At 73.6% G+C, this 20,768-nt stretch carries 22 protein-coding genes; 13 read left to right on the forward strand and 9 right to left on the reverse strand.

Annotated elements, in window-relative coordinates; translation table 11 throughout:
- Positions 1 to 3 precede the first annotated feature (3 nt).
- Complete coding sequence (gene hemB / locus JX575_RS02710; protein ID WP_186340146.1) at positions 4 to 999, forward strand: porphobilinogen synthase; 996 nt, start codon at positions 4 to 6, stop codon at positions 997 to 999.
- 24 nt (positions 1,000 to 1,023) lie between these two features.
- On the opposite strand, the gene JX575_RS19775 is transcribed toward hemB, so the two are convergent.
- A complete protein-coding gene (locus JX575_RS19775; protein WP_206054493.1) occupies positions 1,024 to 2,250 on the reverse strand; it encodes a lytic murein transglycosylase in 1,227 nt (408 codons plus the stop codon).
- Positions 2,251 to 2,375: 125 nt separating this feature from the next.
- Here JX575_RS19775 and hemL point away from each other — a divergent pair, with 125 nt between their 5' ends.
- From hemL to ccsB, 6 genes are read left to right on the forward strand one after another with little or no spacing between them, the layout of a single operon-like run.
- Positions 2,376 to 3,716, forward strand: coding sequence for a glutamate-1-semialdehyde 2,1-aminomutase (gene hemL, locus JX575_RS02720; RefSeq protein ID WP_186340147.1), 1,341 nt, complete (start codon positions 2,376 to 2,378; stop codon positions 3,714 to 3,716).
- A 1-nt stretch (position 3,717) separates the two neighbouring features.
- Positions 3,718 to 4,395: a histidine phosphatase family protein gene (locus JX575_RS02725; protein WP_186340148.1), complete on the forward strand. Its 678-nt coding sequence runs from the start codon at positions 3,718 to 3,720 to the stop codon at positions 4,393 to 4,395.
- Between the two features lie 29 nt (positions 4,396 to 4,424).
- Entirely contained in the window at positions 4,425 to 4,964 is a 540-nt protein-coding gene (locus JX575_RS02730; RefSeq protein WP_241005308.1) for a TlpA disulfide reductase family protein, read from the forward strand.
- Positions 4,957 to 5,706, forward strand: coding sequence for a cytochrome c biogenesis protein CcdA (locus tag JX575_RS02735; RefSeq protein ID WP_186340149.1), 750 nt, complete (start codon positions 4,957 to 4,959; stop codon positions 5,704 to 5,706). The genes JX575_RS02730 and JX575_RS02735 overlap by 8 nt, the downstream gene beginning before the upstream one ends.
- A complete protein-coding gene (locus tag JX575_RS02740; protein WP_241005309.1) occupies positions 5,703 to 7,361 on the forward strand; it encodes a cytochrome c biogenesis protein ResB in 1,659 nt (552 codons plus the stop codon). Before JX575_RS02735 ends, JX575_RS02740 begins: the two co-directional genes overlap by 4 nt.
- Positions 7,358 to 8,446 (forward strand): c-type cytochrome biogenesis protein CcsB, encoded by a 1,089-nt coding sequence (gene ccsB / locus JX575_RS02745; RefSeq protein ID WP_186340150.1) that lies wholly within the window; start codon positions 7,358 to 7,360, stop codon positions 8,444 to 8,446. The genes JX575_RS02740 and ccsB overlap by 4 nt, the downstream gene beginning before the upstream one ends.
- Here ccsB and JX575_RS02750 read toward each other — a convergent pair.
- Entirely contained in the window at positions 8,360 to 8,536 is a 177-nt protein-coding gene (locus JX575_RS02750; RefSeq protein ID WP_186340151.1) for a hypothetical protein, read from the reverse strand. The two genes, ccsB and JX575_RS02750, sit on opposite strands and share 87 nt — an antisense overlap.
- Before the next feature lie 36 nt (positions 8,537 to 8,572).
- On the opposite strand from JX575_RS02750, the gene JX575_RS02755 reads away from it, so the two are divergent.
- Positions 8,573 to 8,857, forward strand: a complete 285-nt coding sequence (locus JX575_RS02755; RefSeq protein WP_186340152.1) for a DUF4229 domain-containing protein — start codon at positions 8,573 to 8,575, stop codon at positions 8,855 to 8,857.
- 17 nt (positions 8,858 to 8,874) lie between these two features.
- Positions 8,875 to 9,957, forward strand: a complete 1,083-nt coding sequence (locus JX575_RS02760; RefSeq protein WP_186340153.1) for a crosslink repair DNA glycosylase YcaQ family protein — start codon at positions 8,875 to 8,877, stop codon at positions 9,955 to 9,957.
- Here the strand turns inward: JX575_RS02760 and JX575_RS02765 are convergent.
- From JX575_RS02765 to JX575_RS02785, 5 genes are all read right to left on the reverse strand, one after another.
- A complete protein-coding gene (locus tag JX575_RS02765; RefSeq protein WP_186340154.1) occupies positions 9,944 to 11,200 on the reverse strand; it encodes a GNAT family N-acetyltransferase in 1,257 nt (418 codons plus the stop codon). The two genes, JX575_RS02760 and JX575_RS02765, sit on opposite strands and share 14 nt — an antisense overlap.
- 49 nt (positions 11,201 to 11,249) lie before the next feature.
- Entirely contained in the window at positions 11,250 to 12,125 is an 876-nt protein-coding gene (locus JX575_RS02770) for a 1,4-dihydroxy-2-naphthoate polyprenyltransferase (RefSeq protein WP_186340155.1), read from the reverse strand.
- A complete protein-coding gene (locus JX575_RS02775) occupies positions 12,109 to 13,464 on the reverse strand; it encodes an MFS transporter (RefSeq protein WP_186340156.1) in 1,356 nt (451 codons plus the stop codon). The genes JX575_RS02770 and JX575_RS02775 overlap by 17 nt, the downstream gene beginning before the upstream one ends.
- Before the next feature lie 81 nt (positions 13,465 to 13,545).
- On the reverse strand, positions 13,546 to 14,805 hold the full coding sequence (locus JX575_RS02780; protein ID WP_186340157.1) for a nucleoside transporter C-terminal domain-containing protein: 1,260 nt from the start codon (positions 14,803 to 14,805) through the stop codon (positions 13,546 to 13,548).
- A gap of 4 nt (positions 14,806 to 14,809) precedes the next feature.
- Entirely contained in the window at positions 14,810 to 14,977 is a 168-nt protein-coding gene (locus JX575_RS02785) for a hypothetical protein (protein WP_186340158.1), read from the reverse strand.
- Between the two features lie 24 nt (positions 14,978 to 15,001).
- On the opposite strand from JX575_RS02785, the gene JX575_RS02790 reads away from it, so the two are divergent.
- Positions 15,002 to 15,505: a DUF664 domain-containing protein gene (locus JX575_RS02790; protein WP_186340159.1), complete on the forward strand. Its 504-nt coding sequence runs from the start codon at positions 15,002 to 15,004 to the stop codon at positions 15,503 to 15,505.
- Between the two features lie 28 nt (positions 15,506 to 15,533).
- On the opposite strand, the gene JX575_RS02795 is transcribed toward JX575_RS02790, so the two are convergent.
- A complete protein-coding gene (locus JX575_RS02795) occupies positions 15,534 to 15,821 on the reverse strand; it encodes a DUF1330 domain-containing protein (protein WP_186340160.1) in 288 nt (95 codons plus the stop codon).
- Positions 15,822 to 15,885: 64 nt separating this feature from the next.
- Between JX575_RS02795 and JX575_RS02800 the strand changes: the two genes are divergently transcribed.
- Genes JX575_RS02800 through menD form a run of 3 tightly spaced genes read left to right on the forward strand, consistent with a single transcriptional unit; the run spans position 15,886 to position 19,459 of the window.
- Positions 15,886 to 16,905 (forward strand): AMP-binding protein, encoded by a 1,020-nt coding sequence (locus JX575_RS02800; protein WP_241005310.1) that lies wholly within the window; start codon positions 15,886 to 15,888, stop codon positions 16,903 to 16,905.
- Positions 16,905 to 17,855: an o-succinylbenzoate synthase gene (locus tag JX575_RS02805; RefSeq protein ID WP_186340162.1), complete on the forward strand. Its 951-nt coding sequence runs from the start codon at positions 16,905 to 16,907 to the stop codon at positions 17,853 to 17,855. Before JX575_RS02800 ends, JX575_RS02805 begins: the two co-directional genes overlap by 1 nt.
- Entirely contained in the window at positions 17,852 to 19,459 is a 1,608-nt protein-coding gene (menD, locus tag JX575_RS02810; protein WP_186340163.1) for a 2-succinyl-5-enolpyruvyl-6-hydroxy-3-cyclohexene-1-carboxylic-acid synthase, read from the forward strand. Before JX575_RS02805 ends, menD begins: the two co-directional genes overlap by 4 nt.
- Positions 19,460 to 19,502: 43 nt before the next feature.
- On the opposite strand, the gene JX575_RS02815 is transcribed toward menD, so the two are convergent.
- A complete protein-coding gene (locus JX575_RS02815; protein ID WP_186340164.1) occupies positions 19,503 to 20,702 on the reverse strand; it encodes a glycoside hydrolase family 16 protein in 1,200 nt (399 codons plus the stop codon).
- Positions 20,703 to 20,768 lie beyond the last annotated feature (66 nt).

The following is a 20,768-nucleotide window of genomic DNA, read 5'->3' on the forward strand; positions in this document are numbered from 1 at the left end:
CCCGTGACCGACGACCACCACGTCCAAGGACCGACCATCCGCCCCCGGCGGCTGCGACGCACGCCCGCGCTGCGCCGGATGGTCGCCGAGACCCACGTCGTGCCCAGCTCGCTGGTCCTGCCGGTCTTCGTGCGCGAGGGACTGGCCGAGCCGCACCCGATCTCGTCGATGCCCGGCGTCGTGCAGCACTCGCGCGACTCCCTCAAGCAGGCGGTCACCGAGGCGGCCGAGCTCGGCCTCGGTGGCGTGATGCTCTTCGGCATCCCCGAGCACAAGGACGCGACGGGCTCCGGGGCGATCGACCCCGGCGGGGTGCTCAACCTCGCCATCACCGACGTCGTGGCCGAGGTGGGCGACCAGCTCACCGTCATGTCCGACCTCTGCCTCGACGAGTTCACCGACCACGGCCACTGCGGCCTGCTCACGCCGGACGGCGAGGTCGACAACGACCAGACCCTGGCCGCCTACGCGCAGATGGCCCTCGCCCAGGCCGCGGCCGGCGTCGACATGGTCGGCCCGAGCGGGATGATGGACGGCCAGGTCGCGGTCGTGCGCCGCGCGCTCGACGTCGCCGCGCACAGCGACGTCTCGGTGCTGGCCTACTCCGCCAAGTACGCCTCCGCCTTCTTCGGCCCGTTCCGCGAGGCCGTGGACTCCTCGCTGGTCGGTGACCGACGCACCTACCAGCAGGATCCGGCCAACGCGCTCGAGGGCGTCCGGGAGGTGCTCCTCGACGTCGCCGAGGGTGCCGACATCGTCATGGTGAAGCCGGCCCTGCCCTATCTCGACGTCGTGCGCCGGGTGCGCGACGCGGTCGACGTGCCCGTCGCCGCCTACAACGTCTCCGGCGAGTACGCCATGCTCGAGGCCGCCGCGGCCAACGGCTGGATCGACCGGGAGGCGGCGATCCTGGAGACGCTCACCTCGATCCGTCGCGCGGGCGCCGACGTCATCCTCACCTACTGGGCCTCCGAGGCCGCCCGCCTGCTGCGCCGCTGACCTGGTCCGTCGACCGCTCGCGGGTCAGGGGTTGAGCAGGGCCGCGATGCAGGCGTCGAGGCGGAGCGGGTCGGACACCAGGCACTGGGCGTGCGCCTGCGCCCAGGTGAGCGTCTGACCGATCGGCTGCGTCGGGACGAGCGTCGGGACCGTGGTGGGCACCGAGGTCGGGGTCTGGGTCGGGGTCTGGGTCGGGGTCGCCGTGGGGTCCTTCGTCGGCGACTGCGTGGGCGTCTGCGTCGGATTCTGGGTCGGCGTCTGGGTGGGGGTCTGGGTGGGCGTCTGCGTCGGATTCTGCGTCGGCGTCTGGGTGGGCGTCGGGTCCTTGGTGGGCGACGAGTCGCCGCCCCCGCCGCCACCGTCGTCGACGCCCTGGCCGCCGCCCGCGCCGTCGTCCCTCCCGCCGCCCTGGCCGCCGCCCCGGCCGGGGCCGCCGGTCGAGGTGGTGCTCGGGGAGGCGGAGACGGTGCCGGGGGGCAGGCTGAGGCTCGGGACGGCACTGAAGTCGCCGTCGAGGTAGGCCCGCATGACCTCCAGCACCAGGTCGACGTAGTCGTTGGAGTGGTTGTAGCGGTAGACCGAGGCACGCTGGCCCTGCTCGCCCGACAGGTCGTCGTCGCCGGAGCAGAGGTAGACGGCCGTGGCGAGCGCGGCGTCGTCGACGTCCTGGGGGTCGCGGATGCCGTCGGCGTCGCCGTCCACGCCGACGACCGACCAGGTCGAGGGGATGAACTGCATGGGCCCCACCGCGCGGTCGAAGCGGGTGTCACCGTCGTACTGCCCGGCGTCGGTGTCGACGATGCGCTGGGTGTCGCCGGTGCCGTCGAGCGCGACGCCGACGATGCCCGGGCGGGCCACGCCGTCCTCGTCGAGGGCGCTGCCCCCGAAGCGGCCGTGGTCGGACTCGACGCGCCCGATGGCGGCGACGAGCTCCCACGGCAGGTGGCACCCCGGGTCGGCCTTGTTGATCACGGCCTCGGCGCGCTGGTAGGCCGACAGCGCCGCCTGCGGGATGTCGTCCGCGGTGTCGGGGGAGAGGGTGGCGGTGCGGCTCACGGCGTCGCCCACGCTGGCGGGCGCCTCGATGGCGGCCTCGGGCAGCGCGGTGCCGTCGGGGAGCGTGCGGGCGCCGTCGGGGTCGGCGGTCGCGGTGCCGACGCCCGCACCGGTGAGGCTCGCCGTCCACGCCGCGGAGAGCACCGCCAGCGGGACGATGGCGATCGCGCGGCGCAGCCTGGCCGGACCCGCCATGCGCACCCCCTCGGTCGTCGTTCCCACCAAGTTACGCGTGCGCGGGCTGTGCGCCAACCCACACCCGGCCACCGGGGGCGGGCGCCGACTGGGTATCCCTTGCACACCTGCGTGACAATGACCCGGTGACCCCCGCGACCACATCCGCGACCACCACCTCGAGCACAGCGGCCAGTGAGGCCTGGTTCGAGCGTGCCCGTGCCGTGACGCCCGGCGGCGTGAACTCGCCGGTCCGCGCGTTCACCGCGGTCGGTGGGACGCCACGCTTCATCACCTCCGCGTCCGGGGCCTGGCTCACCGACGCCGACGGCAACGCCTACGTCGACCTGATCTGCTCGTGGGGCCCGATGCTGCTCGGTCACGCCCACCCCGAGGTGCAGGCGGCCGTGGCGGCCGCCGTGGCTCGCGGTACGTCCTACGGCACCCCCACCGAGCCCGAGGTCGAGCTGGCCGAGGAGATCGTGGCCCGCACCCCGGTCGAGCGGGTACGCCTCGTCTCCTCCGGCACCGAGGCGACCATGTCGGCCATCCGCCTGGCCCGCGGGGCGACCGGGCGCGACCTCGTCGTGAAGTTCGCCGGCTGCTACCACGGCCACGTCGACCCGCTGCTGGCCGAGGCCGGCTCCGGCGTGGCGACGCTCGCCGTCCCCGGCACCAGCGGGGTGCCGGCCTCGTCGGCTGCGGAGACGCTGGTCCTGCCCTACAACGACCGCGAGGCGGTCCGGGCGGCCTTCGAGGTCCACGGCCCGCGCATCGCCTGCCTGATCACCGAGGCCTCGCCCGGCAACATGGGCGTCGTCCCGCCGGCCCCGGGGTTCAACGCGTTCCTCGCCGAGACCTGCCGGGCGCACGGCGCGCTGTTCATCAGCGACGAGGTGATGACCGGCTTCCGCGCCACCGCGCAGGGCGGCTGGGGGCTCGACGGGGCGATCGAGGGGTGGACGCCCGACCTGATGACCTTCGGCAAGGTGATGGGCGGCGGCTTCCCGGCCGCGGCCTTCGGCGGCCGGGCCGACCTGATGGCCCACCTCGCGCCCGAGGGCCGCGTCTACCAGGCCGGCACGCTCTCGGGCAACCCGGTCGCGACCACGGCGGGGCTCGCCACGCTGCGGCTCGCGACCCCCGAGGTCTACGAGCAGCTCGACGCCACCGCGCGGACGATCCGCGCCGCCGTGGCCGAGCACCTCGAGGCGGCCGGCGTCCCCCACGTGGTCCAGACGGCCGGCACCATGTTCTCGGTGTTCTTCCGTGAGGCGCCGGTCCGCGACTTCGCCGAGGCGAGCGGGCAGGACACCGCGGCGTACGCCGCGTTCTTCCACGCGATGCTCGACCGCGGCGTCTACCTGCCGCCCTCGGCCTACGAGGCGTGGTTCGTCTCCGCCGCCCACGACGAGCGGGCGGTCTCCACCGTCATCGAGGCCCTGCCGGCCGCCGCCGCCGCGGCCGCAGCGGCGGGAGGTCACTGACATGGGTGTCCAGACGATCGTCCACCTGCTGCGCCACGGTGAGGTGCACAACCCCGACGGCGTGCTCTACGGCCGGATGGACGGCTTCCACCTCTCCGAGCTCGGCCAGCAGATGGCACGGCGCGTCGCCGCGACCATCGGCGACCGCGACATCGTGCACCTGCGCACGTCGCCGCTGGAGCGGGCGCAGGAGACCCTCGCGCCCCTCGCGACCCGGCTCGGGATCACCCCACAGATCGACCCACGGGTCATCGAGTCCGGCAACAAGTTCCAGGGCGTCGACTTCAGCGCCGGCGCGAGGACGTTCGTCAAGCGCCCCGACCTGCTGCGCCACATGTACAACCCGTTCCGGCCGTCGTGGGGCGAGCCCTACGACGAGATCGCCGGGCGGATGGTGGCGGCGGTGCACGACGCCCGCGACGCGGCCGTCGGCCACGAGGCGGTGGTGGTCTCCCACCAGCTGCCGATCTGGACGACGCGGCTGTTCCTGGAGAAGCGCAGCTACCTCCACCACCCCAAGACCCGCCAGTGCACGCTGTGCTCGCTCACCAGCGTCGTGTTCGACGACGACCGGATGGTGCAGATCCGCTACTCCGAGCCGGCCGGCGACCTGATCCCGGTGGCCGACCGGTCCGCGCCGTTCTCCGCCGGTGGCGCTCCCCGGGAGGACCGGCCCTGACGCTCGTCCGCCCCCTCCTGAGGCTCCTCGTGGGCCTGGCCTGCCTGCTCGCGCTGGTGGGCTGCTCCAGCCTGTCCGGCACCGGCGACAAGGGCTACATCTCCGGCACCGGCGTCCCGACCGAGGTGGCCCCCGCCGACCGCGGCGAGCCGGTCTCGCTGACCGGCACCGACCTCGACGGCGAGGAGGTCGACCTCGCCGACCTGCGAGGCGCGCCGGTCGTGGTCAACGTGTGGGCGTCGTGGTGCCCGCCGTGCATCCGCGAGCAGCCCGACCTCAACGAGGCGGCCGAGGCGCTCGGCGACGACGTGGAGTTCCTCGGTCTCAACATCCGCGACGCCTCGCGCGACGACGCGGCCGCCTACGTCCGCGACCTCGAGGTGCCCTACCCCTCGATCTACTCCGCCGACGGTGCCGCCCTGCTGCCGTTCGCGGGCACGCTGACGCCGCGCTCCATCCCGAGCACGGTCGTCCTCGACCGCGAGGGCCGCGTCGCCGCCTCGGTCAACGGCCGGGTGCCGACCACGCAGACGCTGGTCTCGCTCGTCGAGGCGGTGCTCGATGAGTGACTGGTTCCAGGAGACGGCGCTGTCCGGGTCGATGGTGCTCGCCCTGCCCGTCGCCCTCGCTGCCGGCCTGATCTCGTTCTTCAGCCCGTGCGTCATCCCGCTGCTGCCGGGCTACCTGTCCTACGCCACCGGCATCTCCGGCGGCGAGCTCGACCAGGCCCGCCGCAGCCGCATGGTGTTGGGCGCGACGCTCTTCGTGCTCGGCTTCTCGGTCGTCTTCGTGCTGCTGGGCAGCCTCACCGGTGCCGCCGGCGCGTGGCTGTTCACCCACACCCGCCAGCTCAACCTGGTGCTGGGCGTCATCACGATCCTGCTGGGCGTCGCGTTCCTGGGCGCCTTCGGCTTCCTCCAGCGCGACTGGCGCATCCACAAGGTGCCCGCCGTGGGGCTCGCCGCCGCACCGCTGCTCGGCTTCCTGTTCGGCGTCGGCTGGACGCCCTGCGTCGGCCCGACGCTGGCGGCGATCAACGTGCTGTCGGTCAACGAGGCCACCGCCGGCCGCGGCGCGCTGCTGTCGGCCGTCTTCGCGCTCGGCCTCGGCCTGCCCTTCATCGCCGCCGCGCTGGCCTACCGCCGGATGCTCGGCGCGTTCGCCGTCATCCGGCGCCACCAGGTGCTGGTCGTACGCCTCGGCGGGGTGATGATGATCGCCGTCGGCATCCTGCTCGTGACCGGCTGGTGGGACCGCATCGTGCAGTGGCTCCAGCTGCAGGTCGTCCAGGGATTCGCGGTGCCGGTGTGACCGACCTCCAGCAGCGACCCTCCGACGACCGGCAGGCCACCGCGCTGCCCACCGACCTCACCGCTCGCGAGCTCGGCCGGTGGACGTGGCGCCAGCTGACGTCGATGCGCACGGCTCTCGTGCTGCTCCTGCTGCTCGCGCTCGCCGCGATCCCGGGGTCGGTGATCCCCCAGGAGAACATCGACTCGCTGGCCGTCAGCCAGTGGCGCGACAACCACCCGCAGCTGGCCCCGATCTGGGACCGGCTCGACCTGTTCAACGTCTACGGGTCGGTGTGGTTCGCCGCGATCTACATCCTGCTGATGATCTCGCTGATCGGCTGCATCATCCCGCGCCTGTTCGTCTACGCCCGCGCCCTGCGCGCCCGGCCGCCCAAGGCGCCCCGCCACCTCTCCCGCCTGCCGGAGAGCACGTCGTACACCACCGACGAGGACCCCGACGTCGTGCTGGCCCGGGCCGCCGACGTGGTGCGGAGGCGTCGCTTCCGCGTCGACCACGTCGCCGGGTCCGACGCGGTCGCCGCCGAGCGCGGGCACCTCCGCGAGGCCGGCAACCTGCTGTTCCACCTCGCCGTCATCGTCGTGCTGGTCGGCGTGGCCGCCGGGAGCCTGTTCGGCTACAAGGGCGGCGTCATCCTGCTCAACGGCGACGACTACGGGTTCTCCAACAACCTCACCCAGTACGACGACTTCGCGCCGGGCGCGCTCTTCGACCCCGACGTCATGGAGCCGTTCTCCTTCAGCATCACCGACTTCGACGTCGACTGGCTCACCGAGGGCGAGCGGGCCGGGATGGCCCGCGAGTTCGTCGCCGAGATCGACTACGAGACCGAGCCGGGCGGCGAGACCAAGCGCTACGACCTCCGGGTCAACCACCCGCTGACCATCGGCGGCACCGACGTCTTCCTCATCGGCCACGGCTACGCGCCCGTGATCACGATCCGCGACGGGGAGGGTGAGGTCGCCAAGAGCGGCCCCGTGGTCTTCCTGCCGACCAACGCGCAGACCTTCGAGTCCTTCGGCGTGGTCAAGGCGCCGTTCGCGCGCCCGGGCCAGATCGGGCTCGAGGGCGCCTTCTACCCGACCTTCGCGATGGGACGCGACGCCGACGGCAACCTGACCATGCCCGCCTCGGTGTGGGGCGACGCCCTCGATCCGTTGCTCTCGATGAGCCTCTGGACCGGCGACCTGGGCCTGGTCGACGGCAGCGCCTCGTCCGTCTACGTCCTCGACAAGGCCGACGCCACGCAGGTGATGAAGGCCGATGGCCAGCCGTTCCGGCTCGACCTGCGCCCCGGCGAGACCGTGACGCTCCCCGACGGGCTCGGCACCGTGACGTTCGAGGGGCTCCAGCGCTGGAACAAGATCCAGATCAGCCGGTCGCCGGGCAAGCTGGTCGCCCTGGCCGGGGTGGTCCTCGCGCTGCTGGGACTGCTGGGCTCCCTCTTCGTGCGCCCGCGGCGCCTGTGGGTGCGCGCGCGCCGGCAGGACGACGGGAGCACACTGGTGGAGCTGGCCCGGCTCGACCGGTCGTCGGCGGGCGATCCCGAGGACGGGGCCGCCGAGCTGGCCGCGATCGTCGACGACCTGCAGCACCCGACCGGCACCACCCGGACGAACAGCACCACCACCACCAAGGATGAGGAGCAGTCGTGACCGACGCACAGTGGGAGGTGTTCAGCTACCAGGGCGTCATCGCCGCCGCGGTGCTCTACTTCCTCGCGATGCTGGCCTACTTCTTCCAGCTGGCCGGCCTGCGCACCGTGGGCAGGGCCGAGCCGGTGGCGGCAGGCGTCGGTGTGGGAGCCGGACGCGGCACCGAGTCAGTCGGCGCCGGGCCGAGCACCGGGCCGAGCACCGGGCCGAGCACCGGGGCCGCCGACGGCGGACGCCGCACCGAGGTGGCCGCCCGCCTCGGGCTGGTGCTGACCGTCTTCGCGGTCCTCGTGCACCTCGTCGCCCTCGTCGCCCGTGGCCTCGCGGCGGACCCCAACCGGGTGCCGTGGGGCAACATGTACGAGTTCACGATCTCCGGCACCTTCGTGGTGGCGCTGATCTTCGTGCTGGCCACGCTGCGTCTCGACATCGAGTGGCTCGGCCCGCTGGTGACGACGTTCGTCGTGGCCGCGCTCATGGCGGCCTTCCTCGGCCTCGACGACGCCCTGCTGCCCCTGCCCGACGCCCTGAACTCGCCGTGGCTGGTCATCCACGTGGTCTCGGCGGTGATCGCGACCGGGGCGTTCACCATCGGCGCGCTGCTGTCGGGTCTCTACCTGGTCAAGGCCCGCTCGTCGGCCACCACCGGCTACCTCGCCCGGGTGCCCGAGCCCAAGGTGCTGGACCGGCTGTCCTACCGGATGCACGCCTTCGGCTTCCCCGTGTGGACCTTCGCGGTCCTCATCACCGGGCCGATCTGGGCCCACCAGGCGTGGGGCGCCTACTGGAACTGGGACCCGAAGGAGGTGTGGGCCTTCATCACCTGGGTGGTCTACGCCGCCTACCTGCACGCCCGCGCGACGGCGGGCTGGCGCGGGCGCAACGCGGCGATCCTGGCGCTGGTGGGAGCCGCGACGCTGTGGTTCAACTTCATCGGCATCAACTTCTTCAGCAGCACCAGCCAGCACTCCTACGCCGAGGGCGCCGCGCCGGAGACGTCAGTCGTCGTCGGGGTCGCGCGGACGGTCGAGTCCGCGGAGGAAGTCGGGGTCGTCGTCGGGTCCGATCACCCGCGGGCGCGGTGACGTGCCGCCGTCGAGGCGGCGCAGCGTCAGCCTGACCAGGAACCACACGACGATCGCGATGGCGGCGACGACGAGCAGGACCTTCAGCATTCCTCCAATGTAGTGGGGGGCGCCTAGTCTGGTGTCGTGAAGGAGTTCGTCGTCTACACCGCCATGCGGGTCCTGTTGTTCCTGGCGTCGTTCGGCGTCGTCGTCGGCGTCATGGCCCTGTTCCTCGATGGCCGCTACAACCTGTTCTGGGCCGTGATCGCGGCCTTCCTGATGTCGGGCATCGCGTCCTACTTCATCCTCGACCGCCAGCGCGAGGCCTTCGCCCGGCGGGTCGAGGAGCGCGCCTCGCGGGCGTCGGCGGCCTTCGAGGCCCGCAAGGCCCGCGAGGACGAGGAACGTCCCGGCGCCGAGCGCGACTGAGGCAGGACCGATCCGCCGTGGCGCCGCTGCGGGTGGACCGGCGCCGAGCGCTCGCGTGGCGCCTGCGCCGTCAGCACCTGCTCGTCGGCGCCGCCGACGCCACTGAGGTCGTCCGGACGCTGGCCGCGGTCTCGGTCTTCGGCGCCGACCCCGACCTGTCCGTGCGCCGGCGCCTGGCCGCCCCCGGGGCGCCGGGGGAGGTGCAGCGGGCCCTGGCCGACGGCCGGCTCGTGCGGACCTTCTCCTTCCGCGGGTCGGTGCAGCTGATGGCACCCGAGACCGCCGGCGTCTACCTCGCGCTCCGCTCGGCGGGGCGGCAGTGGGCGCTGCGGAGCTGGGTCGAGCACTACCGGCTCGCGCCCGAGGACTGGCCCGACCTGCGCGCGATCGTCCGCGATGTCGTGGCCGACGGTCCCGTCTCCCCGCAGGCGGTCGCCGACGTGCTCGCCGGTTCCGCTCGCTTCGCCCACCTGGCGCGCGAGTTCGCCGAGCCCAACCACACGTTCCTCAAGCCCTTCGCGTGGCAGGGTGACGTCGTGCTCGGCCCGGACCTGTCCGCACTCGACCTCCAGAGCCCCGCGGCCGCGCCCGGGTGGGCCGGTGTCCCCGACCTCGAGGAGGCCGGCCCGCGGGCCGTGCTGGAGTACGTCGACGCCTACGGCCCCACCACGCCGGCGCACGTCGAGCACTGGCTCGGCGGGGGCCTCAGCGCCGGCCGACGGCGCCTCCAGCGGTGGTGGGACCAGGTGGGCGACGACCTCGTCGAGGCCGACGTCGAGGGGGAGCGGCGGTGGCTGCTCGCCGGGCACGCCGACGATCTCGCGTCCGCGCGCCCGGAGCCGACCGTGGTGCTGCTGCCCGGCAAGGACGACTGGGTCATGGGACCAGGCACCGACGACACCTGGGTGGTGCCGCCCGCCCTTCGTCCGGCGATGACCCGCGGAGCCGCCCCGGTCGTGGCCGCCGGCACCGTCGCCGGGACGTGGCGGGTGCGCGGCGACGTGCTGGAGGTGGACGCGCCGCCGGCGCCCGGCCTGGCGGCCGAGGCGACCCGGCTGGGCGCGCTCCTCGGTGCCGACCTGGAGCTCAGAACCCCGTGAGGTTGTAGGGCTGCTCGTCGAGGTCGGTCATCGCGGCGAAGCGTCGGACGGCCTCGTCGGTGCCCTCGACGCGCCCGGCGCGGCGGAGCTGGGGCACCGGCACCGTGCCGAGGAACAGCGAGCCCAGGGTCTCCGCGGTCACCCGGACCTCGCCGGCCCCCTCGCTGGGGACGACCGTGGCGACGCCGGCGGCCGACGTCACCTCGAAGGTGCCGGCCGCGTGGCCCTGGGGGTCGTCGACCTCGAGCACGACCGTCCCGTCCGCCGCCCAGGGCCGCGCCGCGAGCGCGCGGGGGACGTCGAGGACGCGCAGCCACAGGAACTCCCGCAGCGCGGTGGTGCGCACCCGGTTGAGGTCGCTCAGCGCCCACATGAGCGGGTCCTGGGGGTGGAACATGCCGAAGGAGACCGTCCTGACCCGGTCGAGGCCGGCCAGGAACGACCACAGCCCGAGCTGCGCCTCGGTGGTGAGCGCGGCCATCTCCTCCACGTTCACGGAGTCCTTCTCGCCGTGCTTGTAGATGGCGAAGCCGTCGACGCGCCCGTCGTCGCCGACGTGCACGGCGGTGCGGATCCTGCGGTTGCTGCCGCTGCCGTTGAAGTCGTAGGCACCGGAGTGCATGTCCTCGTACTGCGTGGGCCACTCCACCGACCCGCGCTGACGGGCGTGGAAGGCGGTGAAGACCGCCTCGACGTGGGGCCAGGCGTCGGCCGGCTCGAGCAGCTCGACGCGGCCGGGGTCGACGAAGGACCGGAAGGCGAAGCCGGGCGAGGTGTCGACCTCGACGCCGTGCTGGAACGTCGCCGGACCGAAGCCCCACCGGCCGTAGATCGTGGCCTCGGACGCGGTCAGCGCCGCGACCGGGATCCGCTGCTCGACCGCGTCCGCGAGGTCGGCCTCGATCATCCGCCGCAGCAGGCCGCGGCGACGGTGCGCCGGGCTGGTGGTGACGTCGGTGACCATCCGCAGCGGCAGCAGCTCGCGGCCGGCGTTGAGGGTCTTGTCGAGGCTGGCGTAGGTCGCGACGGGCATCGGGCCGGAGCCGAGCTCGGCGTCGGGCAGCCAGGCGCCCCGGACCGTGACCCGGTCCGTGCGGTAGTGCCCGATCCCCCGCTCGACCAGCTCGTCGTCGGGTCGGGGGTCGCGGAAGCCGCGCAGCACAGCGCCGACCCAGCCACGGAGCCGTGCGACGGCCGGCTCCGCGTCGTCGGAGAGGTCGAGGATGGCGAAGTCGTAGTCCACGCCTCAACGCTAGTCAGCGCGGGCGGCGCCCCGCCAACGGGTTACGGCGTCAGGAGAGCACCAGCAGCGGGCCGGCGACCAGCAGCGACCAGAGCAGCTCGGCGGCGCCGGTCGCGGCCAGCACCGGGACGAGCCCGCCGCCGGTGGCCCCGCCGAGCACGGCCCGGGTCGGGGGCAGCGCGCGGGCCAGGAACGCCAGGCCGAGGAGCGCCCACCAGGTGGTGGCGGCCGCGACGGCCACCACCGCGGCGGCGGCGACCAGCACCAGGAACGCGTAGGCGTAGCGGGTGCGCTCGTCGCCCAGGCGCACCGCCAGCGTGCGCTTGTCGGCGAGCGTGTCGGTGGGGATGTCGCGGAGGTTGTTGGCGACGAGGATGGCGCACGCGAGCGCCCCGATGCCGACCCCGGCGTAGAACGCCGCCCACTCCCACGTCCGGGTCTGCACGTAGGTCGTGCCGACCACCGCCACCAGGCCGAAGAAGACGAACACCATCACCTCGCCGAGGCCGAGGTAGCCGTAGGGCCGCTCCCCGCCGGTGTAGAACCAGGCGGCCACGACGCACACGACCCCGACCGCGACGATCCACCACGCGGTCGTGGCGGCGAGCACCAGGCCCGCGGCCGCGGCCACGCCGAAGGCGGCGAAGGCGGCGGCCTTGACCGCGCCCGGCGACGCCGCCCCCGAGCCGACGAGGCGCATCGGGCCGACCCGGTCGGCGTCGGTGCCGCGCACGCCGTCGGAGTAGTCGTTGGCGTAGTTGACCCCGACCTGCAGCGCCAGGCTCACCACGAGGGCGAGCAGCGCCTTCCACCACACGGCGTGGTCGACGTACGCCGCGACGCCGGTGCCGGCGAGCACGGGCGCGACCGCCGCGGGGAGGGTGCGCGGCCGGGCGCCGGCGAGCCAGTCAGCGGAGGAGGTCACCGGTGGATTCTGGCAGGGGCCCGTCGGGTTCGAGCATCGTGGGCGGCCCGCCGGCGGCCGCGTCCTCCGGCGCAGGCCCGTCCGCGCGCGCGTCGGCCAGCACGTCGGCGGGCACGTGCTGCTCGAGGAAGCGGCGGCCCGCGTGCGCGGACACGTGCAGCCCGGCGGCGGCGACGACGACGATCACCGCGATCGTCAGCCAGCCGAAGGCCCCCCACTCCATCGCGAGGAATCCGTAGACCGCGGGCGCCCAGAACCGTCCGAGGGTGCCGCCGAGCTCCGAGACGCCCTGGTAGTCACCGCGGCGACGGGGGTCCATCAGCTCGGCCTCGAGCGTCCACCCCGATGCGGAGAGGTAGAGCTCGGCCCAGGTCAGGACGACGTGACCGAGGAAGAACAGCGCGATGGTGAGCCACCCGGTCGTCTCGTGGGTGGCCAGGGTGACCAGGCAGGTCAGGACGAAGAAGACCGTGGAGAGGCGGACGGCGCGCAGGGCGGTCGTGACGTCGCGGATGCCACGCGACGCCAGGCGCGGCAGCACGATGCACATCACGGTGTTGGTGCCGAAGAGCACCGCCACCAGCACCTTGGGGGCGTCGGTCTCGGTCACCAGCCACACCGGGATGACGGTGTGGAGCAGCACCTGGTTGGTCCACATGACACCGGTGAAGAAGGTGACGGCGATCCAGCTGCGGTTGCGGATCGCCGGGATGCCCTCCGGCTTGGCCCGTGGCTCGGAGCTGCGGACGTCGTGGGTGGCGTCGGGCAGCCGGGGGATGGCGGCGCTGTTGCACAGGAACAGCACCGCGCTCAGGAGCGGCGCCCACCGCAGCGCCTCGGTGCCGAACGCGATCGCCCCCGCCCCGAGGAACGCGCCGATGCTGAAGCCGACGTTGAGCGCGGAGTAGAGGTAGGCGCGCGACTCCACTCGCTCCGACGGGGGGAGGATGTCGATGACGTACGCCCCGTGCGCCGTGCCGCCGAGGGTGCCGGCGACCTCCATCGCGACGGCCAGCGCGACGTACTCGGGGAAGCTGTCGATGAACGGCCACGCCAGGAAGAGCGCACCTTGGCAGGCGGCCGACAAGGTCCACATCCGCTTGGGGCCGAAGTGGTCGACGAGCTTGCCCATCGGCACCGCCACCACGAAGCTCGCGATCGCGGCGATGGTGAGGCCGATGCCCACCTGGCCGAGGGAGAGCCCCACCACGAGGGTGAAGAACACGGCCGATCCCGCGAGGAACGTGCCGTCGCCGGAGGCGAAGAGGAGGGACTGGACCGACAGCCGTCCGGCGAGGGTGGAGGGGGGAGTGGCGTAGTTCTTCAGTGCGGTGAGCATCGCCGGCCATCCTCTCCCGCAGCACCGACGCCCGTCCTGCGATTTTCGGTCGCGTGCGTCACGCCCCGCCTCGTGCGGGGGCTAGATCGCGATCACGACGCCGGCGATCGCGGCGTTGGCCAGGTTGGCGAGCGCGCCGGCGACCAGCGCCCGCACCCCGAGCTGGGCGATCACGCCGCGGCGCTCGGGAAGCAGGGAGCCGAGGGTGCCGATCTGGATGGCGATCGAGGCGACGTTGGCGAAGCCGGCCAGCGCGAACGTCACGACGGCGACGGTGACGGGGGAGAGGCTGTCGATCTCGGGCCCGAAGTTGGCGAACGCGACGAACTCGTTGAGCACCGTCTTCTCGCCGATCCAGCCGCCGGCCTGGCCCGCCTCCGACCAGGGCACGCCCAGCAGCCAGGCGAGCGGCGCCAGGCACCAGCCGAGGATCCCCTCGAAGGTGAGGTCGTCGATGCCGACCCAGGACCCGACGGCGCCCAGGATCCCGTCGGCCAGGGCGATCAGCGCGACGAACGCGATGAGCAGCGCGCCGACGGTGACCGCGATCCGCGCCCCGGCCAGGGTGCCGTGCCCGATGGCGTCGATGACGTTGGTCGACTCCTCGTCGCGCACCGCGCGCACGTCGACCTCCTCCTCGGCGTCGACCGGGGTCGCGCCCTCGAGCTCGTCGTCATCCGGCGTGCTGTCGGGCCACATCACCTTGGCCATCAGCAGCGAGGCGGGGGCGTTCATCACGGTCGCGGCGAGCAGGTACTCCAGGGGAGCCCCCAGCAGCGAGTAGCCCACGAGCGTCGAGCCGGCGGCGGCCGCGAAGCCCGCGGTCATCACGGTGAACAGCTGCCCGCGGCGCAGCGAGCGGAGGTAGGGCGCGATCATCAGCGGCGCCTCGGACTGGCCGAGGAAGATCACCGTCGCGCCGTACATCGACTCGACCTTGCTGATCCCGAGCAGCCTGGAGAGCGCGCCGCCCAGCAGCCAGGTGGCCCACTGCACGACCCTCAGGTAGTAGAGCAGGCCGATCAGCGCGCCCAGGAAGATGATCACCGGGAGCACCTGGAGGGCGAAGATCGTCTGGTCGTCGTCGCCCACCTCCAGCAGGGGGCCGAACACGAAGGTCGTGCCCTCGCCGGCGTAGCCGATGAGGGTGGCCACGCCGTCGGAGACCCACTCGAGGGCGTCCTTGCCCGGGCCCCACCGCAGCACCAGCGCCGCGAAGGCGACCTGGAGGGCCAGCGCGACACCGACGGTGCGCCACGAGATGCCGCGCCGGTGCGTGGACAGCGCGACCGCGATGAGCAGCAGCAGCGCCAAGCCGAGGATCCCCCGCAGGTCCGACATGGCCCTACTCCGGCCGGCGGTCCTGGTCCGGGGCCTCGCCCTCAGGGCGGCCTTGCGCCATCCGCCCGGTGTCGCGGGTGATGCGGTCGGCGCGGCGCCGCTCGAAGAGGAGGATGGCGACCACCACCCCCACCATCACGACGACGGTGACGACCAGCCGGAAGGCGTCCATCCCCCACCATGGCACGCTGACCACGTGGACACGAACCCGCACGACACCACCCGCGACGACCTGCTCGACTGGCTGGAGAGCAAGCGCCGCCACGTCCGGCAGCAGGTCGAGGCGATGCGGATCGAGGACCGGCGCGTCTCGACCCTCCCGTCGGGGTGGACGCCGCTGGGGCTGGTGCACCACCTCACCCACGACGTCGAGCGGCTGTGGTTCCGTGCGGCGGTCGGCGGCGAGCAGGTCGCCCTCCCCGTGGGCTACGACGGCTGGCGGCTCCCGATCGACCTGAGCGACGACGACGTGCTGGGCGCCTACGAGGAGGAGTGCCGGCTCGCGACCGAGGTGATCGCCCGGCGGCCGCTGGACGCGCCGCTGGCGTGGTGGTTCGAGGGCGAGGACCCGCCCTACTCGACGATGCGCGAGGTGCTGCTGCACGTGCTCGTGGAGACCGCGACGCACGCCGGACACCTCGACGCGTGCCGCGAGCTCGCCGACGGCGGCCAGCGGCTGGTGCTCGACCGGCCGGAGTGAGCGGCGCGGGGTGGGCCCCGCCGGCCCCTCAGGCCCCGGGCACCACGCGCATGTCGCGGTCGGCGCCGCCGTCGAGCGCCCGCAGCGCCTCCTGGTAGGCCGCGCTGTCGTGCGCGGCGACGGCGGCCTCGACCGAGTCGAACTCGATGACGACGGTCCGGGTCGCCCGACCGTTCTCGAAGGTCGCCTCGGGCACCCCCCGCACGAGGAACCGCCCACCCGCGGCGACGAGCGCCGGGCCGGCGAGCACGGCGTAGGCCGCGACCTTGTCGGGGTCGTGGACGTCCGTGTAGGTCGTGATCCAGTACGCGCTCATGCGCGCGACCCTACGACGTGGTGCCCGTCGCGCTCGGCGCGGGCGAGCGACTAGCGTTCGGCGTGTGAGTCTCCTGCGTCCCTCCGGCGAGCCCTCGGTCGCGATCAGGCAGCTCTCCCGGTGGCTGGAGGCCGACACCCCGGCCCCGCTGCTCATCGAGACGTCCGGGTCCACGGGGCGGCCCAAGGGCGTCGTGATCCCGCGCCGCGCGGTGCTGGCCAGCGTGGACGCGTCCGCGCGGCGGCTCGGCGCGACCGGGCGGTGGCTGCTCGCGCTCCCCTCGTCGTACGTCGCCGGGGTGCAGGTGATCGTCCGGTCCCTCGTCGCCGGCCACGAGCCGGCGGTCGTCGACGGCCTCGACGTCGCACGGGCGATCGAGGCCGGCCCCGCCGGCGTCCCCACCTTCGCCTCACTGGTCCCCACCCAGCTGCACCGCATCGTCGCCGACCCCGTGCAGGTCGCCGCGCTCGCCCGCTGTGAGGCCGTCCTCGTCGGCGGAGGCGGGCTCGACCCCGACGTGCGCCGGCGGGCCGAGGACCAGGGCGTCCGCGTCGTCGCGACCTACGGCTCCTCGGAGACCTCCGGCGGCTGCGTCTACGACGGCGTGCCCCTCGACGGCGTCGGGGTGGCCATCGGTGCCGAGGGACGCGTGCGGATCTCGGGCCCCACCCTGTTCAGCCACTACGACGACGACCCGGAGCTGACCGCCGAGTGCGTCGTGGACGGCTGGTTCCTCACCTCCGACGCCGGGCGCCTCGACGCCGACGGCCGCCTCGAGATCATCGGCCGCCTCGACGACGTCGTGGTCAGCGGCGGGGTCAAGATCCCGGCCGCCGCGGTCGCCCGGCGGCTGCGCGAGCACCTGCTGGTGGAGGACGCCGAGGTCATCGGCGTCCCCGACGCCGAGTGGGGCCAGCGGCTGGTCGCCGTGGTGGTCGGCAACGTCCGCGAGGCCGAGCTGCGCGACTGGGTCAGCCTGGTGCACCCCCGGTCGTGGGCCCCGCGGGAGTTCAGGTGGGTCGAGAGCCTGCCGTTGCTGCCCAACGGCAAGGTCGACCGCCAGGCGCTCCGGGACGACCTGTGATGGACGAGCCCTACGTCTTCTCGATCCCGCTGCGCACGAGGTTCCGCGGCATCACCGTGCGCGAGGGCGTGCTGCTGCGCGGACCGGCCGGGTGGGGGGAGTGGTCGCCGTTCCTGGAGTACGACGACCCCACCTCGCGCCCGTGGCTCGTCGCCGCCCGCGAGGCGGCCGACGAGGGCTGGCCGGAGCCGCTGCGCGCCCTCGTGCCCGTCAACGTGACCGTCCCCGCGACCGACCCCGACCGTGCCCACGCGATCGTCACCGCCGGCGGCTGCCGCACCGCGAAGGTCAAGGTCGCCGAGCGGGGTCAGGTCCTCGCCGACGACCTCGCACGGGTCGAGGCGGTGCGCGACGCGCTGGGGCCCGGCGGCCTGGTGCGCGTCGACGCCAACGGGGCCTGGGACGTCGACGAGGCGGTCCGCGCGATCGACGCCCTCGACCGCGCCGCCGGCGGCCTGGAGTACGTCGAGCAGCCGGTCATGGCGGTCGAGGACCTCGCCGTGGTGCGCCGCCGGGTGGACGTGCCGGTGGCCGCCGACGAGTCGATCCGCCGCGCGGAGGACCCCTACCGGGTGCGCGACCTCGAGGCGGCGGACATCGCCGTGCTCAAGGTGCAGCCGCTCGGTGGGGTGCGCGCCTGCCTGCGGATCGCCGAGGACATCGGCCTGCCCGTCGTGGTGTCCAGCGCCGTCGAGTCGAGCGTCGGCATCGCGGCCGGGGTCGCCCTGGCCGCCGCGCTCCCCGAGCTGCACCACGCCTGTGGGCTCGCGACGGTGCAGCTGCTCACCGACGACGTGGCGACCGAGCCGCTGCTCCCGGTCGACGGGATGCTGCGGGTCGAGCGGCCCGAGGTCGACGAGTCGGCGCTCGTGCGGCTCGCCGCCGCGCCCGACCGGGTCGCCCACTGGCGCGAGCGGCTCGCGGCGGTAGGGCAGGATCGGACCCCGTGAACCCCTCCACCCGCCTGGCCCGCGACGTCGTCACCGCCCTGCGCGGGGCCCGGGTGACGGAGGTCGTGCTGGCCCCGGGGTCGCGCAACGCACCGCTGTCCTTCGCCCTCTACGACGCCGCGCAGGCCGGCGGTCTGCGCCTGCACACGCGCATGGACGAGCGCACGGCGGCGTTCCTCGCGCTCGGCCTCGCCAAGGTCAGCGGCCGGCCGGCGGCGGTGTGCTGCACCTCGGGCACTGCGGTCGCCAACCTGCTGCCCGCAGTCGTCGAGGCCGCGCACGCGGCCGTCCCGCTCGTCGTGGTGACGGCCGACCGCCCGGCCCGGCTGCGCGGCACCGGCGCCAACCAGACGACCGACCAGGCGGGCATCTTCGGGGAGTTCGCGCCGACCCTCGACGTCGCGGCGGCCGACCTCGACGACCTGCTCGCGTTCGTCCGCTCGCACGAGCACCGGCGCCCGGTGCACCTCAACGTCCAGCTCGACGACCCGCTGCTGCCCGACGACGGGTGGGACGGAGGCGACGTGCCGGCGTGGGCCGCCACCGCGGCCCCGCGGGCACCCCGGCCCCTGGAGCTCGCCCTCGGCCCGCGCACCGTGGTGGTCGCCGGGGACGACGCCGGCCCGCCCGCGCGCCAGCTCGCCGAGAGCGCCGGCTGGCCGCTGCTCGCCGAGCCGAGCAGCGGCTGCCGCACCGGTGACGCCGTGGTGCGCACCTACCGGCTCCTGCTCGGCGGCGACCTCGGTCGGCGGGTCGAGCGCGTGGTCGTCCTCGGCCACCCCACCCTGTCGCGCCCGGTGTCGCGGCTGCTCGCCCGCGGGGACGTCGAGGTGGTCTCCGTGCGCCCGCGCGGCATGTGGGCCACGCGTCCGTTCCCGGTGGCCGTCGAGGTCGACGCCCACGACGGCGTGCGCGCGGCCGGCACCGACGACGCGGCCTGGCTCGAGGAGTGGCGCCTCGCGGACCGGTCGGTCTCGCGCGGGCTCGACCGGCTGCTGGCCGCCGAGCCCGACCTCACGCCCTACGAGGTGGCGGGCGCGGTGAGCCGCGCGCTGCCGCCCGGCGGGCTGCTGGTGGTCGGGGCGTCCAACCCGATCCGCGACCTCGACCTGATGGTCGCACCCTACGAGGTAGGCGGGCGCCGCAAGGTGATCGCCAACCGCGGCCTGGCGGGCATCGACGGCACCGTGAGCACCGCGATCGGCGCCGCACTGGGCCGACCGCGGTCGACGCGCGCGCTCGCGCTGATGGGCGACGTGACCTTCCTCCACGACACCACGGGCCTGTTCCTGGGCCCGCGCGAGGAGCGTCCCGACCTCACGCTCGTGGTGGTCAACGACGACGGCGGCTCGATCTTCGCCACGCTCGAGCAGGGTGCGCCCGAGCACGCCGACCGCTTCGACACCCTCTTCGGCACCCCGCACGGCGTCGACGTCGCCAGCCTCTGCGCGGCGGCGCGGGTGCCCCACCTGCGGGTCACCGGGCTGCCCGAGCTCGAGCAGGCCCTCGCCTCGCCCAACGGCGGGATCGAGGTGGTCGAGGCGCGGGTGCGCCGCGACAACCGCGCCGACCTCGACACAAGAATCCGCGCGCTGGCCCCCTGAGGGGCCAACGCGCGGATCCGGTGGTGCGACGTCGAGCAGTCGATCAGGCCTGCGGGGTCTCCCACACGCGGACCCAGTCGACGTACATGTGCTGCGGCAGCTTCTTGTCGCTCATCTCCAGCGCCTCGTAGTCGGAGGCGAGCAGGCTCAGGATGAGGTACTGCTGCGTCTTGGAGACGCGGGCCGACGTGCGCCAGGTCTCCTTGCCGTCGATGCGGAAGATGATCGTCTTCGGCGTCCACTGGACCGAGAAGACGTGGTAGTTCTTCGACCAGCCGTCGCCCTTGTTCTTCAGGAACGACTTCGAGTCCTTGATCCACGAGCCGGTCTTGATCAGGCGCTTGCCCTTGTACCAGTGGATGAAGCTCGTGAGGCCACCCTGCGGGTGCTTGTCACCGAAGTACTCGATGATGTCGATCTCGTGGCCGTCGCTGCCGGGGCCGTTGCCACCGACGGGCTGCGACCAGAAGCTGGAGTGCTGGCCCTGCGACTTGTGCATCTTGATGCGCGCGGCGGCGACGCCGTACTTGTAGTCGAACATGCCCTCGGTGCCGATGTGGCCGTTGAGGCGGTAGGAGATCTTCTTCTTGAGCTTGCGCGAGGTGGCCTTGCACTTCGTCTTCGTGGACGTGTCCTTGATGACGCTCAGGCGCACGGTGCCACCGGAGACCTTGACGGCCTTCGGGTCGCCCTTGGAGCACTTGCGCTTGCTGTCCGGCTCGTAGTCCTGGCCGCGCATGCTCCACGCCGGGCCGAGCGAGCTGCCCGAGAACTCGTCGGTGAACGTGGGGGTCAGCCACTGAGCGGTGTCGGCGGTGCCGCTGGTGACCTTCTTGAGGCCCTTGAACTTCTGGGCCGTGGCGCGGTAGGTCACGGCGGCGCCGCCGCTGGACACCGCGGCGGTGAAGTTGGCGTCGCCCGACTTCTCCTGCTTGGCGGTGCCGACCTTCTTCCACGAGGTCCCGTCGAGCCGCTCGAGGACGACCTTGCGGCCGACCTTGACCGGCTTGATCGTGGCGGTGACGGCGGCCTTGGCCTGGTCGGCGCTGGCGGTGCGCTTGCCCTGCTGGACGATCTGTGGGAGCACCTCCAGCGAGATCTTCTGGCCGGCCTTGGCGGTCACCGACGTCGACGCGGGCCTCGCCGCGGAGTCGGTGGCCGAGCCGGTCTCGACCGTGAGGAGCAGGGACGCGGGCAGGAGCAGCGCGACAGCGCTGCCTGCGAGCACGCGGCGTGCAGACATGTAGGACTCTCTTCGTGTCGGGTGCGATTCGGTGTTTCCCCCAGGGCACTCCACCCGTCGGAGGCT

It is taken from the genome of Nocardioides sp. zg-1228, from assembly GCF_017086465.1.
Classification (GTDB): domain Bacteria; phylum Actinomycetota; class Actinomycetes; order Propionibacteriales; family Nocardioidaceae; genus Nocardioides.